A 14,614-nucleotide genomic window follows, 5' to 3' on the forward strand; every position below is an offset into this window, starting at 1 on the left:
TACCCTCTATTGTACTAAGTGTCGGTAAAAATTACTATAGCCCTTATGGTTAATTTTGGTTTCGGGGTGGAACGGGAATATCGCCTCGTTGCCGAATATATTGATTAGGGTTCTGTTCGATACTGGTGAGCGGTATATTCTCTCGCGCTGGCGTGACCGGTGCACGTGGTGCTGTATATTGCTGCTGAGGCTGGTAAACGGGTTGTTGAGGTGCTTGTGGCTGATAGTATGGCTGAGGTTGTTGGGGCTGCGTAATTTGATTTCCAGCTGCTTGGAGTTGCTGTACAACCTCTTTTGCCGGGAGGTTGGTGTAAACAGACTCGCCAGGCATACTAACGGGCTGAACTGGTGCCTGTTGCGGCATTTGCGAAGTTGGCATGATGGTAGGCTGCGCAGGTGTTGGAAATGCTGCCGTTGATAAGGCTGCCTGTGGAGTATCCAGCGTTGTATCTAGGGTTGCCGTTTGCGTGACGCCGGATATTTTTTGTTGTTCCATCTCGCGTTCTTCTTCGATGCTGGCTGCCTCTATGAGCCTTGTTGCCTCCTCATGATCGATGCGAGGGATCTCCACGTAAAAGGTACTTCCCTGTTTGTATTCACTGTCTACCCAAATACGGCCGTTCATAGCTTCAACGAGGCGACGGCAGAGATAGAGTCCAAGGCCGGTTCCACCGATTTCCCTAGTATCGGTATTATCAACGCGATAGAACTTTTGGAATAAGTGCCCTTGGTCTTCCTTAGGGATGCCAATACCACTGTCAGCCACACTGATAATGATATGGTCGTTATCATCACCACCGATATCAATAACAACATCACCCTTTGGTGTGTATTTGATAGCGTTATCAATAAGGTTGGAGATAACTTCACGCAGATGGTCGTTGTCGAGGTTGGCATAGAAAACAGGATTGAGTCGACGCTCCCCTGCTCTGTCCTCGGCGTCGTCGGGCTGGGGCTTGTATAGAACATGCAAGCCCTTGGCCTCAGCTTTTGGCTTAAGGCCTTCTACGATATCGTGCGTAAAGGAGACGACATCGACAACCTTAGGATTGTTAGAAAGTCGACCGTCGTCTGCTTTACTGACGTCCAAGAGGTCTTGAAAGAGATTACCGAGGTGTTCGACAGATTGGTGTGCCTTGTTAATGAAGTCACGCGCTTTTTCATCTACCTGAGCCGTTGCAGGGTTAAGCGCTAAACCAAGATATCCTTCGATAGAAGCCACCGGTGTACGCATTTCGTGTGCGGCTGTACTGATAAACTCGGCCTGTTGACGCTCTTCGCGCTTTTCGTTCGTTATGTCGCGGAACACGACAATAACACCAGAACCTGGTTGCCCAACCGGTGAGACGATAACTGAGACAAGAATTTTTTTGCCAGCATGGGTTGTGAGAGAGAGGTCACTTACGTTCACCTCTTTATTAGTGGCGAGTACTTGCGATACGGGATCGTTTGCTGGTGTGAGCTCGTGGTCGTTCTTATCGAGTAGATTAAGGACGGACTTATAATTAAGGGAAACGGCATCTTGCTTAGTCCAACCAGTTAACTGCTGGGCGGCAGGATTAATGAGTTGAATAATCCCCTGACCGCTTAGGGCGATCACTCCATCGGCAATGGCGTTAATGACAATCTCTGATTTGCCAGATACTTGGCTTAGTTCGCTCGCCAGTTCATGATAGGCACGGTCGTCACCTTTACCTTCGGTTTTTTCTTTAGAATGCCAGATAAGATAACTAACACCAAGAGGCAATTCTCCGGTTAATACAACGGAAACGATCATTTCGCGCGAGAGGGTACCCCCGCTGTATTGCATCGCTAAATATAAAAAAGAAACTAACAGTAACGGGATGAGTCCGTACCAGCCAAATACACCTGCGAACACCGAGACTAGCATCCAAAGTGCGATGAACGGTGAATTGACGCCGCCCGTACTAAGAACGAGCAGCGCAATAGTAGCGGTAAGGAGGAAGAAGACGCCCAAAGATCCCCATTCTATATACTTTTGTGGTGCCCATAAATAAGAGACGAAACCCATAATAAGCGTCACGGCAGCCATGGCTGCAGCCTGGTCGCTAACGAGTAGACCGGCTCCAATGTTTTTGACATTGGCAAAATAAGCCCACACATATAAGGCAATAATAATGCCGGACACAAGAATAACCGCCTCGCAGAGACGGCGATGCCAAAAGCGTGTGAGCGTGAGTGGTTTAATGTCTGCCCCCTATTTAGACAAATATGCTGCTTATGCCCTATTATGCCTAAACGGTCCCCATTTCGCAAGGTATGCTATGCTTTTACGTGATGAATATTAGCACGATTAAAACACCGGTCGTAAAAGCTGGGGCAATGCTTTTGACAGAACTGCTCGATGACTCTTTGCATGGGTTTTGTGACAACTCTATTTTAGTCATCACCTCTAAAGTTGTGTCGCTCTGCGAGTCTCGTGTCGTAGATAAAGAAAAAGCGGCAAAAGATGAACTCATTAGGCATGAAGCAGACTTTTATCTAGATCCTTCCTACAGTTCTCATCGATACCATTTTAGTATCGTACAGGGCATGCTTACCTCTTCTGCGGGTATTGATGAGTCGAACGGTAACGGCGACTATGTACTATGGCCGCATGATGCCCAGTCAACGGCAAACCAAGTACGACAGTATCTGCAGCGCCGTTTTATGGTTAAAAATGTCGGTGTCATAATTGTTGATAGTACAAGCTATCCACTGCGGCGTGGCGCTATCGGTACGAGCCTCGCGCATAGCGGCTTCAAAGCTTTAAATGACTACAGGGGCAAGTCTGATCTCTTTGGCCGATCTATTAAGGTTGAGGTTGCAAATGTCTGCGAAGGTCTCGCTGCAGGGGCCGTTGCAACTATGGGTGAGGGTGCCGAGAGTACTCCGATTGCCGTTATAACAGAGGCGAATTTCGTGACATTTCAGAGTACCGACCCGACACCCGAGGAACTTACCGAACTACGGGTTGCACTTGACGATGATTATTACGCCTCATTTCTTACGTCGGCCCCCTGGCAACGCGGCGATCGATCGTAGTTACCTTCCCTGCATGAATGCACGGTCGCGTTCTATAACCTCGTTCCATGTCTCCACTGACCCTGTCTCCATTTGGTGTAGAAGGTCGGAACTGTAAGCTATGACTTCCGACTTGCGCTGGGTTAGAGTACGTTCGGCTTCTGGTAGCGGGTATTTGTAGGTTTCGAGTAGCGCAATCTGGTTGCGCTGAAAGGCAGTCAGTTTTTGCATATCTAACTGCTCTGGACGAGCCATGCCGTTAATTTCTCGGAATAACTGGTGTCCTAATAGCGGTCCTTGCGGTTGATACAGTTCACCAAGATCGGCCGAGGCAACACTTTTTGCCATATGTTCAGCCTCGCGTGAGGGGTAATGCAGCTGCATAGCCTTTTGGCCAACAAGCTTGCCATCTGCGAATAGCGGCTCGGTACCGAGAATGGCAAATGAACCCATTGTGCGAAGTGCTGGATGAACGATATCGCTACGACTTAGCTCACGCTCTAGCCATTCGGCACTTTCTCTCTCGTCAGTCCCACGCCCCTTCAGTTGAACAAGGTCGTGCGCATACCCGGCGGTTTGTGCTGTTTCACGAACAAGCGGATCCATATCAAGTAGTGTGCACAATTTGAATGCCGTGCTGCCCACTTCACGAGCATGATGACCATTGTGGTACGCCAGCTCATGACTACCATGTCGACGGTAATTTGGATGACCTTCACCGTACGTGCGATCGACGGTTTTGAGCGCATCCTCTCCTACTCGCTCTAGCTTTGCTGATTGTTCGCGTTCTGAAAAATGCCATGATGAAACAAACTCACTCATGTAAGCTCCTTCTTTTTATGAATTGTTTTTTACTGGCAGCGCTAACCGTCTCGATAGTACGGGCTATTGCAATTCATTCATATTTGTTGTGCAAAAAGTGCACATATGGTAAAAAGGGAGGAGTGTTTACAGATACTCAAGTCATCCGGTCATACTTTTTCAAGCTCGGCCTATCCTCAGAGATTGCCGATATTTATCTGGCTCTTCTTGCCTATGGTCCACAAACTATCTCGGACGTATCGCGGCATTCAGGGGTGGAGCGAACTCGTGTCTATCGACTTATGGAAGAACTGACGGTGAGTAATCTTGTAGAGGTAGAGACTCGGTATAAGCGGACTATTCTTCATGCTGCTCCCATTACTAACCTGCAGATTTTGCTTACCAAAAAAGAGCAGGAGCTCGAGGAGCTTCGGCAAGGTTTGACTGACCTGCATCAAAAGATCGATGCAGGTTCATTGGCATCACCGACCACTCGTGTTCAGGCGTACCAGGGGTCCGACGGTCTTAAGCAGATGTTTTGGAATCAAACACGCTCAAAATCCGAAAGTCTCTCCATCTTGCATGAAAATATGCAGCGTTATACAAACGCGGTATTCTTTGATCGATGGGCGCGAGCCTGCAATGATCGTGGCCTTGAGTTTCGGAGTATTATTGGCGATAGCTTCGTAGAGTCGCAAAAGACCTGGTATGAAGAGCATGCCAATGAGCGACTTCGTAAATGGAATGGTCGCTATGTGCCTGAAGGTGTTTTTTCCGTTACTCACTCGACGGTAGTGTATGACGACGTGACGGCGTATTACAACTGGAAAGACGGCGAGGTTTTTGGAATAGAAATCCATAATGCACATATCACAGAGGCTCAGCGTCAGTTCTTTGAGATGCTCTGGACTTTAGGACAGGATTTTGATGATTCGCCCATCCAGGAACTTTGGAGCAAAAGTCGAAACGGCTAACTCTAATTGATTAAAATATAAAAATAGGCAATTATATACTTGACGTTACCAAAACCAAAAAGAAGCTACTCAGCCTCTTTTTTAGGTGGCGGCGGTGTTTGCGCCATCTTCTTCACCGCAGACTCAAAACTTTCACTAACCTTAACCCGCTTTTCAGCAGGACTGGCCTTGGCTTGATCTTGGCCAATTTTTTCAGCTAAATCCTTGAGCTGTTCTTTGGAGGGCTTGTCGTCTGTCATAATTTTCCTCGCTAAATCCACTTTAAATATCACCGTCGGGGCCAATTATTTGAACACTTCCTTATCGTGCCATTCTTGATAGGCTGTTCTCTCGGATAGCAGTAGCTCATGCTTCTGCGATAATGCTGCCCGACTTTTCCTTGAATTACGGTAGCCCAAGAGCAGAAGAATGCAGACGAGGAGCGCGAAAGATAGGAGCACTTGCCAATACCAAATGCTCGCAAATGGCCAAATTGTTCGAGCGACAAAAAGCGTCGCGAGAACAAACCCATAAAGCGCCGTGTCCGCCCAGAAATCTAATGTCACTTTCTGTTTTTGGGCTTGGATCTCCTTGCTCTTATCCAATAACCCCTTGCTCGCCGTCTTATATTCATCTTGATAGGTGCTAGATGATGGGTCGAGCAATATCTTGTTGTATGCGTGGATAATTGGCTCAAGCATTATCTCCTGATCGAGTCCTACCTGGGGTGCATCTTCAGCGTCCTGGTATAAAAGTGTTTTGCATCGCCATAGAGCGAGCACACCGTTGAGTAGATATAGGCCGACTCCGATGATAGCAAATGACTGGAATTGAACGTCACTATCGGCAACGATTATAACCGGCGTGATCGCAGCCCCTACGATGAGAGAGAGCTCGCCAACCTTCATGAGGTATTCTCGTCGCTTATCACGACTTGCCAGGCTTATATTCATTCGTAGGTCACGAATCTCATTGAGCTGATCCTGAAGTTTATCTCGCTCTGGGGCAAGCTTCTCGATTACCTCGTCTTCCCATTTTCGTTTTTCTTCTTGGCCGCTCATTTATCTATGCCTTACTCCGCACCTCTATATGCTGAATCTTGCCCATGTAAATAATCACGTATTCAAAGCCTGATGCCTCGACTTTTTCACCATCCGGCTGCTCGCCTACAAAATCGTAGTCAAAAAGAACGACGCCAGGTTTCACTTCCTCAACTGAATTTACATGCCATTTCAGGGATGTAAACTTGGCGTGGAATATTCTTTGCATCGCCAAAATATCGCTCACCCCGAGGTAGACTCCAGTGGCTTGGGAGCTATAGGTCGTAGCCTCGGTCATGAGCTTTTCGATGCCATCAAAATCACTCTTGTTGGAGAGATCAAAATACAACTTAGATACTTTAAGCGCTTTAGTCATACTCGCTCCGCCACAAACCGAATAAGATCATACGTCTCGCCCTGCTTGTTGAGTGGGTCGCCCATTTCCCAAGCCAAAGCTTCACGTAGCAACTCGGTGTACTGCGGATAACGTTCTGCACACCACACAGCAGCCCTTTTCTTAGAAACTTCATCGCGATTTTCAATGCCGTATAGGATGCGCGCCATAGTCAGGATGGCATAGGCCTGGTACTCATTATCCATCGGTTCTTTCGCTTGGAGTTTTGGCAGCCACCAACCTTTGAATAGTTGGATTTTAGCCTGGAGCATATCGTCTGTAGTAATCTCGCCAATAACATCTCTAGGCGATGGCCCATAGACTACGAAGCCTGATTTTCTAATCTTCCAGAGGTCAATGATGATATCCGCGCCGTGGTCTTCTATCTGAAAATGTCCGTCGCTACCAAGATGCGGTGCGTGCATGTCGGCGGTCTTAGGATGGGTTGATTGGTCGGAGGTTAGATATATGCCCTCGTAATTTGTGTATAGGCGGTTTTTGTTACTGGCATACACACTATCGTGCAGCTCGTGAAGTCTTCGTATTGAGCCATCGGTAAACTCACCCTTGGCGACCACCAGAAAGTCCAAATCACTTCTGTCTTCGTCAAAGTCGCCGATAGCCAGACTACCGCCGAGGTAGAAACCTAGCAAATTATCGCCTAAGATTTGTTGCACGCCATCGAAAAGATCATTGACAAGGGGGTGGGTTACTTCGGGTTGGGGCAAGTTAGGCATCTTAGTCATTCTAATTTCCCAAGGCCTCAAGCAACGCTTTTTCCATAACCTCAAATGGCGCTTTCTTACCAGTAAATAACTCTAGCTGGAATAAGGCTTGATGTATGAGCATTCGGTAGCCAGGCACCGTCATTGCGCCCTTAGCCTTGGCATATTGAAGGAACTTGGTATCAGCCGGAACCGTAATAACATCCATAGCCACGACGCTAGGCTTGAAAAAGTCCTCAGTCACGATACACTCATCAACACCACTTACAAGTGAGCCTACTGGCGTAGCGTTAATGACAATGTCATAGTCATCTACTGTTTTTAGGCGTGCAAGATCCCCACCAAACTCAGCGCCCAAGTCATTGGCCAAGCTCTCAGCTTTGGCTGTATCACGGTTGAACACTACCGGCTTTGCTTTGTTTTGAAGCAGCCCGTAAATGATTGCCCTGGCCGCGCCACCCGCACCAATTACGGCAACTCTCTTACCCTCTAGTTTTGTTACTTCCTTGAGTGCGTTCATAGCGCCAACCCAATCTGAGTTATAGCCAGTGAGCACACCGCCATCGTTTGAGACCGTATTAACTGCGCCAATCGCTTCAGCAATCGGGTCAATCTTGTCGAGATATTGCATGACGGCCTGCTTGTGGGGCATAGAGACGGTGTTACCTCGGAGATTGAAACCGCGCACTCCCGCAATTGCATTTTGAATGTCGTTGGTCGTGATGGGGACATACAAGGCGTTTTCACCGATGGCGACGTATGCGGCATTGTGCATAGCAGCACCAAGGCTGTTTTGCTTCGCGGAGAAAGAAACTATGAGTTTGGTGTCTTTGGTGATTGTCATGCTCTAATAATACCTTATGGGGGCTCAAAACTTATTTCCCTTTGGCAAATAAGTTCAACTTTCATTTGAGTACAAATGAAAGTTCGTATTTGGGCTACATCAGTCCTCATCGTCGTCTTCCTCGTCTTCATCATCATCTTCGGGCGCGCTGACCTCCTCCCAAATCTTCCCCGTCATCCCCTGCGCCTTGAGCTTCTCCGCTGTCGCAAACCACATGGTGATATCTTCACCCCATTTTTCTTCAAGCAATCGTTTGGTAGCTCGTTTGCAGTAAATCAAATCGGCTAGCGTTGGGCATACAAACATGATGATCGGGTTTGGCTCGTCCTCATTCGTTTCATCCTGCCAATACCCATCTTCCAGATATTCAATGTAGTTCTTGAGCCGCTTTCGCACTCGGTGACGAGGCATGGTGGCTTCGATGATTTCAATGAAACGAGTGTTACTCGTGACTTCATTCTTGGTCTCGACCGTCTTTTCGAGCACTAACTGGGGTTGGATGAGATCGGACTCGCTCAGGAAATGATAATCGCTTTCTGGGTCGAGGTAGTCGGCCTGAGTGGCGTATAAGTAGTGAACGCGGCTGGTAGCAGCATCATCTTCATTCTTGCGATTCATGGCGATGCAGCAGTCGGCAGTAATCATACATTGGTCGGCGAACCCTCGGCTGCGCGACGACTCACGGTAGCGCTTGCGAAACTCCTCTATCGGGTGATCTTGGTTTTCCTTAAGCCAGCGGATACCATTTAGGCCGAGATAGTAAATGCCGGGCTTGGATTTTTCTAGAAAGTCAGTCGAGTATATCCATTCGACGTAGTGGTTATCTCGGAGGTCTGAGAGCCACGCATTGATCCGCCTGTAATCTTTATGACCCATCAGTGTTTGTATTTGGATACGATTTAAGAATCTGTATCTATATAGCAGTATGAGTATGGTTTGTTGTCTGGGAGTTAGTTTAGGTAGTTTCATTTAATGCAGTAGTTAGTGAGTAGTAGTGGTAGTAGTTTGTTCTGTTTTTTTGTTTGTCTTGTTTTGAGCGATAGTATTTTGCCAACCCCACCTACACCGTATATTTATAAGGTAAGTGACACGATTATTCAAATTTTACTGTTTACGAAATGGGTTTTATTGTCCTAATCCGCTAGGACAAAGAATAACAGTCGTTTTGCTGGCCTTACGCCTTCTTAATGAGCGACTTATACATGAGCCGCTTGCCGTTGATATTGCTAAACCAATCCTCGAATCGTTCGCCGTCCGTCATATCCTTAGTGTTCCAACGGTAGCTATATTCGTCACAGTATTTTTGCAAATGCTTGGCGCTGACATTGTGATAGATGCCATCAATACCACGCTTGAGGTGCGACCAGAACGACTCGGCAGTATTTGTGCTGGCCATGCCATTTACGAATTCTTTGCTGCCATGGTTAACGCTTTCGTGCTTGTAGCCAAGCTTTGGCAGGGTGCGATATGGCATGTGCTCATCGGTGTAAACAGTGGCATTCAAATCGACATGCTTGCTGATCAAGCCCATAAGCGTAGCACTGCCTGTGTCGCCCGTAACGACAGCGTGGAGTTTGCCGCCGCGTTGTACCATGCCAACTACTGGGGTTTTGACTTTCTTGCTACCAAAGCCTTGGGTGCCTTTGGTTTTTTTGTTGGCATGTTTGTTCTTCTCATTGCCGCCAATGTAGGCTTCGTCTACCTCCACGGCGTCTTTGAGCTTTTCAAAGGTGCCGTTCTCGAAAACGTAACGGATGCGCTGCAACATGAACCAGGCTGTCTTTTGAGTGACGCCGAGGTATTTGCTAAGCTGGATTGACGATACGCCTTTCTTGAGGCTCGTGCATAGGTAGATGGCGAAGAACCACTTTTGGAGGGGAAGTTTGCTATCTTCAAAGACGCTACCCATGCGGACGGTGAATGGGCTGCGACATTCGGCACATTTGAGGCGGCCACTGGCTAGCTTGTAAGCTTTGACGCCAATGGTGCCGCACTTCGGGCAGACAATCTCATCGCCCCAACGCTGCTTAGCCAAGAAGTCTTGGCACTTTTCTTCGGTGGCAAACTCGTTGTAGAACTCGATGAGATTTGTTGCATTCATACCTTAATATTACTAAATTGCTTTGGTAACGTCAAGTATATAATTGCCTAAAAATATTGTATAGTTTTTCAGTACTTATCCGTACGACTCTAGGAGGAACGGTATGGAAGACTATGAATTGGTCGAGCAGTCTGGCCAAGGGCTCTGAAGGGCGTGCCGCTGGAAGAGACGGCCGGCACCAAGCTGGTCATCTCGCTGTATCTGGTGGCGGCTCCGCTGTGTATGTATGTCTCCCTCACTGTCGGCTCGCGCGGCGGTATTAAGGAAGAGTTGGTCGTAGTCGACCCAGTACCGCGCGTCACTGCCGACCGTTTGGTCGCTCATGTGACCGATGGCGGCGATGTTGGTCGAGGTGTGTTCGTGCAGCTCTCTGAGCTGCGGGCCAAGGTCGCCCAGCAGCCAGCGAACAAGCGGCGCGAAACCGCCGAGGCGCTCTGCCGGGCTGCTGTGACGGAGCTCATCGAACGACTTCAGACGCGGCCACCTCGAGTGGAACAACTCCGACTGAGACCGTCAACGTCACAGTCGGTGGGCCAAGTGATCTACTCTAGTTTGCCTGGTCTCGGTAAGCATGGCCGCGGTCGGCACGGATAGGACTGAGGGACGGGCTGTCGGCGGGCTGCATTCGTGCAGTACCGCGGGCCCTCCCGCCTACCCCCGTATCGCAAACTACTACTGTACAGAGGGGCGTGTTTTTGGTATAATTCTTCAAGTTGTATCTCGGTTCAACGACAATTTGGCCTCATCGTCTAACGGTTAGGACACAAGGTTCTCATCCTTGCAATCCGGGTTCGATTCCCGGTGAGGTCACCAAATTGATTTTCCGCTATTCTACGAAATAGCTCTAGATATAAAATCCCCGTAGGTTATCATTACGAGGATTTTATTTTATGGGCTACTCTGTTAGTGTGCTCGGTTCTTCTTGGCGGAACGATGTATAAAATAAAAGCGAGGTGAGGTTTAGCCTTTTACAGCGAATGAGGAGATTGTCTACTCAGATACCATCTAGCCTGTAGGCTACTATCCCCTATCGTGTGCTTGTTTATCTCAAAAAACCACTGTTTTGATCTTATCTCTGTAAAAATAGAATTCGATTCCTCTGGCCGCCATGTAATAGAAGTAACGTATACTTTGTCTCGAAAACCACTATCTAAAAGTTCGATATCTATCAAACACTTATGTATACTTGCAGACAGTGACTAGTAAATCAATTGCTTTTACCGTCTATCCACCGCCACCTATGCTCGATCGGGAGGTCGAGTGTATTCGAGTCGCAACGTATATTGGTGAAGAGCGTAGTCTCGAGGTGAAAGTCTGTCCTAACGGCTTACCAGGACTTGTGTTTGGATTGAGTGGTGATGGCACTGCTGCTATCGAAAGTATTACTGTGCGGTCGACTACAATCACTGACTTGCCTATCTTATTTTTACATGGGCAGGGTTCGGTGCCGAGTATTATGCGTTTTAAAAAAGGTTCGTATACGACGATACAGGTTGTGCTGAAACCCCATGCGCTATATAGCCTATTCGGCATGGACGCTTCTTCCTTCACTAAAGGGTTCATGCTGCCTGAGGAATTTGGTGCTCCTGGTCTTACAGGTCAGCTATGTGCAGTCGATACTGACGCACAACGGATTACTCTTTTGTGTCATGTCTTAGTTGAAAAATTAAAATCGTCCGTCCATGATGATCTTATAGAAAAAAGTGTTGATTTTATTCAGGCACATGTAGATTCGGTAACGGCTAAGGAGCTACTAAGTCAATTTCACTTATCGGAACGCCAATTTCAGAAGCGATTTGTACGGGTCGTCGGTATGTCTGCTCAACTCTACATTCGTATTAAACGAGTTAATGAGGCGCTACGATTAATGGATACTGGACAATACGAACGTCTATCTGACATTGCGCATGCGTTAAATTTCTATGATCAGTCCCATTTTATTCGTGAGATGAAGACCTTCTCCTGGGTGACACCAAAAAATATTACTCAAACTGTAGATGAATTTCATCAAGACCTAGCGGGCGCATCGTATCAATAAAAAAGATTGACGGTTGTATACAATTTTTCGCGTAAGCTTTCTCGTATCCTTTAAATAGCACTTAATAAAGGAGATGCAATGCGTAAAGTAATAATGTTAAATCGTATTTCAATCGATGGCTATTTTGCCAGTAATAATGAGATGACTGGAGGAATGGATTGGTTTGTTCAGGACCCTAAAGTGGACGAGGCTGTTCACAAACGACCAGGAGGTTCAGATACTCTTCTACTCGGTGAAAATACATTCGTGATGTTTAAGAATTCCTGGATGCCCATGCTAAAGGACCAGAATGCTCCTGCGGCGCTTAAGGCTGTTGCTCAAGAACTAACCAATATGAAGAAGATTGTTTTCTCTGAAAAGATCAAGGAGTCAGATTGGGAGAATACAGAATTTCATGACAGCGATCTTACGGGTGTTGTGGGTAAAATAAAACGAGAAGAGGGCACCGACATCCTTGTGATGGGAAGTGGCACAATCGTGCAACAACTGGCGAACGCTGATCTTATCGATGAGTATATATTCATCGTAAGTCCCGTGATAGCCGGTGACGGTAAGATACTATTTAAGGATGTGAAACAACAGAGTCTGAAGCTCGTAAGCGCTCAAAGTTTTGATTCAGGAAATGTTGTGCTCCACTATGAAACAGTTAAGTAATCTGAACGTTGCCGGTTTGGCAAAACGGACTCCATCTGATGCTAAGTTTGGTGCAAAACCAAAGATGAGTCGCAAGCGTAAGTGGGCTGTGGGCTGTTCTATCGCAGTTGTTGTCATTATCGCAGGTATGGTTGGAGGCACCTGGTTTTCAAGCAACCTCCTCCTCCATCCTTCATTTGGAGGCTTGGGCAATTTTTCGGTATGTACGCCTGAAGCCGAGAAGGATTTTGGGAAGAATTGTGGGAATCTACGTCAATCACACGAGTTTGCCTTCAGTGAGGTAAGCGTGCCCTCTCTCAATGGTTACAACATGCCCGGATGGCTCGTCAAGGCTGCGGACAATGGCTATTCTCCAGCAAAGGGCGTCATTATGCTTGTACACGCTGGCGGAAGTGACCGCCGGGAAGATACCCGTCATATTGCTACATACCTTAGTCTAGGGTTGGATGTCCTGACATTTGATCAAGGATGTGCTGGTAAAGCTCCTTGTCCAGTAGGGGGACTCTCATATGGCGCGCGTGAATCTCAGGATGTAGTTTCAGCGTATCTGTACCTAAATCAGAAGTACGGAAGGGTCTACGCTATGGGTTCATCAGTCGGTGCAGCCGCCATTCTGGTCGCGCTTCCTGAAATGCCTAAGTTATCTGGTGCTATTATCGAAAATGCCTTCACCAGTTTCGATAGACTTGTCAGAGACTCGCCTGACTCGAAGAACGTACCGGCTTGGGCGACCGATAATATGATAAACCTGACAAAAGCACGGGGACAGTTTGACGGATTTTTAAGTCCTGAGCACTCGTTACCACTCGCTGGCGCTACTATTCCACTCTTCTTCATTCATAGTAAGGTGGATGTGGTCGTATCATATACAGAGACTGAGGATTTAACGAAACTTTACCGTGGTCCTGAAACGGCTTGGTATCCTGATGTAGGACAGCATGCGCTCATTTCGAACGCTCAGCCGGCGCTCTACTCGCAAAAGATTACTAGTTTTATGAGTAGTATTAAGTAGACTATCCTAGTTAGTCCGAGGAACGTGCTACGAACGGAGTTCGATAACTGCTTGTAGAACTCCGTTTTTTACTCTCGGATTGGCCAATAGCACCCTCAGCTTCGCTTTAATATATTCCAACTTATTGAAGAGGGTTTCAGCCCGGTTCGTTGCTAGGCTCACCATCTGAAAATTATAAATTAAAGAAAGTTCGGCAATTTATTTTGTCGAACTTTCTAGGGCGGAAGCACGACCAATTAATTATGAAGTGATAGCAAAAAGAAGCTTAGAACGGCAATTTTATACAAGAAATCCGATTGGGTTTAAATCGCCTACGATACAAATCAAACAACCTACGTATCGTTATCATCAAGAACCAATTTAACATCGAAGTAAAGTATGAGTGTTTCGGTGCATATTCTTCACTTGTCCCAGCTAGCTGTCTCACTTTTATTGATGAAATACATAGAGCCAGAGATCCGCAGCTCTATTTTAGCTTTTGTCTTTTTGATAGCGTCTTACATTCTGTTGTAATGTGTGGAGTTTAAAGCCCCCAGCCGGGGGCTGGGGGTGGATGAGGTGGCTAGACTACTCGTAGTAGTCTGACCAGGAGACGTTCTCGCGATAGTCCGCAGCCGCGTCTCCTTTGGTGAATCCGATGGCGTAAGTGGGGTCACTGGATTGGGCCTCGCGACGGTTCCGACCGTCCTCGTATCCTTCGTTCCAGGTGGCCTCGGCCGTTTCCCGCTGTGACAGATCCGCCATCTTTGGGCAGTTCTTGTCATGCTGGTTGTCGGAGCAGCCGCAGAAGTAGCACTCCATGTCAGTAGCCTCTCTCGAGTTTTATCTGCGCTGTGCAGATAACGACCAAATAATATCATAATAACTATATTTTGTCAATTATCTAGTACCTGAGTCTCAAAACCCTCCAAATGCAAATACGCATCTGCTATCCTTGAAGTGACAAAACAAAAAAGGAGAAGCAACATGCGTATTTTACGTTCTCATCATATCAAGAATTTAATTGAGGTGGTAGATACCTTCTTGCC

At 47.2% G+C, this 14,614-nt stretch carries 14 protein-coding genes and 1 tRNA gene; 6 read left to right on the forward strand and 9 right to left on the reverse strand.

What is annotated here, in order from left to right:
* Positions 1–49: 49 nt before the first annotated feature.
* Entirely contained in the window at positions 50–2,122 is a 2,073-nt protein-coding gene (locus tag VLG36_04050; GenBank protein HSW77946.1) for an ATP-binding protein, read from the reverse strand.
* Between the two features lie 176 nt (positions 2,123–2,298).
* On the opposite strand from VLG36_04050, the gene VLG36_04055 reads away from it, so the two are divergent.
* Entirely contained in the window at positions 2,299–3,045 is a 747-nt protein-coding gene (locus tag VLG36_04055) for a coenzyme F420-0:L-glutamate ligase (GenBank protein ID HSW77947.1), read from the forward strand.
* Here VLG36_04055 and VLG36_04060 read toward each other — a convergent pair whose 3' ends face one another.
* Positions 3,046–3,846 (reverse strand): hypothetical protein, encoded by an 801-nt coding sequence (locus VLG36_04060; GenBank protein ID HSW77948.1) that lies wholly within the window; start codon positions 3,844–3,846, stop codon positions 3,046–3,048. It lies immediately after the preceding gene.
* A 122-nt stretch (positions 3,847–3,968) separates the two neighbouring features.
* Between VLG36_04060 and VLG36_04065 the strand changes: the two genes are divergently transcribed.
* On the forward strand, positions 3,969–4,799 hold the full coding sequence (locus tag VLG36_04065; protein HSW77949.1) for a helix-turn-helix domain-containing protein: 831 nt from the start codon (positions 3,969–3,971) through the stop codon (positions 4,797–4,799).
* Positions 4,800–4,864: 65 nt separating this feature from the next.
* Here VLG36_04065 and VLG36_04070 read toward each other — a convergent pair whose 3' ends face one another.
* The 7 genes from VLG36_04070 to VLG36_04100 form a co-directional block, all read right to left on the reverse strand.
* On the reverse strand, positions 4,865–5,038 hold the full coding sequence (locus tag VLG36_04070; GenBank protein ID HSW77950.1) for a hypothetical protein: 174 nt from the start codon (positions 5,036–5,038) through the stop codon (positions 4,865–4,867).
* Between the two features lie 45 nt (positions 5,039–5,083).
* Positions 5,084–5,839 (reverse strand): hypothetical protein, encoded by a 756-nt coding sequence (locus VLG36_04075; protein ID HSW77951.1) that lies wholly within the window; start codon positions 5,837–5,839, stop codon positions 5,084–5,086.
* A 4-nt stretch (positions 5,840–5,843) separates the two neighbouring features.
* Positions 5,844–6,194 carry a hypothetical protein gene (locus VLG36_04080; protein HSW77952.1) on the reverse strand — a complete coding sequence of 117 codons (351 nt, stop codon included), beginning with the start codon at positions 6,192–6,194 and terminating at the stop codon, positions 5,844–5,846.
* Positions 6,191–6,949: an aminoglycoside adenylyltransferase domain-containing protein gene (locus tag VLG36_04085; GenBank protein HSW77953.1), complete on the reverse strand. Its 759-nt coding sequence runs from the start codon at positions 6,947–6,949 to the stop codon at positions 6,191–6,193. The genes VLG36_04080 and VLG36_04085 overlap by 4 nt, the downstream gene beginning before the upstream one ends.
* Positions 6,950–6,959: 10 nt before the next feature.
* On the reverse strand, positions 6,960–7,781 hold the full coding sequence (gene aroE, locus VLG36_04090; GenBank protein ID HSW77954.1) for a shikimate dehydrogenase: 822 nt from the start codon (positions 7,779–7,781) through the stop codon (positions 6,960–6,962).
* Between the two features lie 99 nt (positions 7,782–7,880).
* The gene (locus VLG36_04095) at positions 7,881–8,750 is read right to left on the reverse strand and encodes a replication-relaxation family protein (GenBank protein ID HSW77955.1); all 870 of its coding nucleotides are present in this window, start codon (positions 8,748–8,750) and stop codon (positions 7,881–7,883) included.
* A gap of 205 nt (positions 8,751–8,955) precedes the next feature.
* Positions 8,956–9,882 carry an IS1595 family transposase gene (locus tag VLG36_04100; protein HSW77956.1) on the reverse strand — a complete coding sequence of 309 codons (927 nt, stop codon included), beginning with the start codon at positions 9,880–9,882 and terminating at the stop codon, positions 8,956–8,958.
* Positions 9,883–10,620: 738 nt separating this feature from the next.
* On the opposite strand from VLG36_04100, the gene VLG36_04105 reads away from it, so the two are divergent.
* The 4 genes from VLG36_04105 (at position 10,621) to VLG36_04120 (ending at position 13,586) form a co-directional block, all read left to right on the forward strand.
* Positions 10,621–10,695 (forward strand) — tRNA-Glu (locus VLG36_04105).
* Positions 10,696–11,077: 382 nt separating this feature from the next.
* Positions 11,078–11,920, forward strand: a complete 843-nt coding sequence (locus VLG36_04110; GenBank protein HSW77957.1) for an AraC family transcriptional regulator — start codon at positions 11,078–11,080, stop codon at positions 11,918–11,920.
* Positions 11,921–11,998: 78 nt separating this feature from the next.
* Positions 11,999–12,574, forward strand: coding sequence for a dihydrofolate reductase family protein (locus VLG36_04115; GenBank protein HSW77958.1), 576 nt, complete (start codon positions 11,999–12,001; stop codon positions 12,572–12,574).
* Entirely contained in the window at positions 12,558–13,586 is a 1,029-nt protein-coding gene (locus VLG36_04120) for a hypothetical protein (protein ID HSW77959.1), read from the forward strand. Before VLG36_04115 ends, VLG36_04120 begins: the two co-directional genes overlap by 17 nt.
* Positions 13,587–14,614: the final 1,028 nt, after the last annotated feature.

The sequence above is a fragment of the Candidatus Chromulinivoraceae bacterium genome (genome assembly GCA_035478595.1).
GTDB lineage: Bacteria > Patescibacteriota > Saccharimonadia > Saccharimonadales > Saccharimonadaceae > CAMLKC01.

Bases quoted from the DNA above. Each gene is read 5' to 3' on its own strand.
- VLG36_04100 (HSW77956.1), bottom strand. From the start codon at position 9,882: ATGAATGCAACAAATCTCATCGAGTTCTACAACGAGTTTGCCACCGAA.
- VLG36_04060 (HSW77948.1), bottom strand. From the start codon at position 3,846: ATGAGTGAGTTTGTTTCATCATGGCATTTTTCAGAACGCGAACAATCA.
- VLG36_04070 (HSW77950.1), bottom strand. From the start codon at position 5,038: ATGACAGACGACAAGCCCTCCAAAGAACAGCTCAAGGATTTAGCTGAA.
- VLG36_04055 (HSW77947.1), top strand. From the start codon at position 2,299: ATGAATATTAGCACGATTAAAACACCGGTCGTAAAAGCTGGGGCAATG.
- VLG36_04120 (HSW77959.1), top strand. From the start codon at position 12,558: ATGAAACAGTTAAGTAATCTGAACGTTGCCGGTTTGGCAAAACGGACT.
- VLG36_04080 (HSW77952.1), bottom strand. From the start codon at position 6,194: ATGACTAAAGCGCTTAAAGTATCTAAGTTGTATTTTGATCTCTCCAAC.
- VLG36_04095 (HSW77955.1), bottom strand. From the start codon at position 8,750: ATGAAACTACCTAAACTAACTCCCAGACAACAAACCATACTCATACTG.
- VLG36_04075 (HSW77951.1), bottom strand. From the start codon at position 5,839: ATGAGCGGCCAAGAAGAAAAACGAAAATGGGAAGACGAGGTAATCGAG.
- VLG36_04115 (HSW77958.1), top strand. From the start codon at position 11,999: ATGCGTAAAGTAATAATGTTAAATCGTATTTCAATCGATGGCTATTTT.
- VLG36_04085 (HSW77953.1), bottom strand. From the start codon at position 6,949: ATGCCTAACTTGCCCCAACCCGAAGTAACCCACCCCCTTGTCAATGAT.
- aroE (HSW77954.1), bottom strand. From the start codon at position 7,781: ATGACAATCACCAAAGACACCAAACTCATAGTTTCTTTCTCCGCGAAG.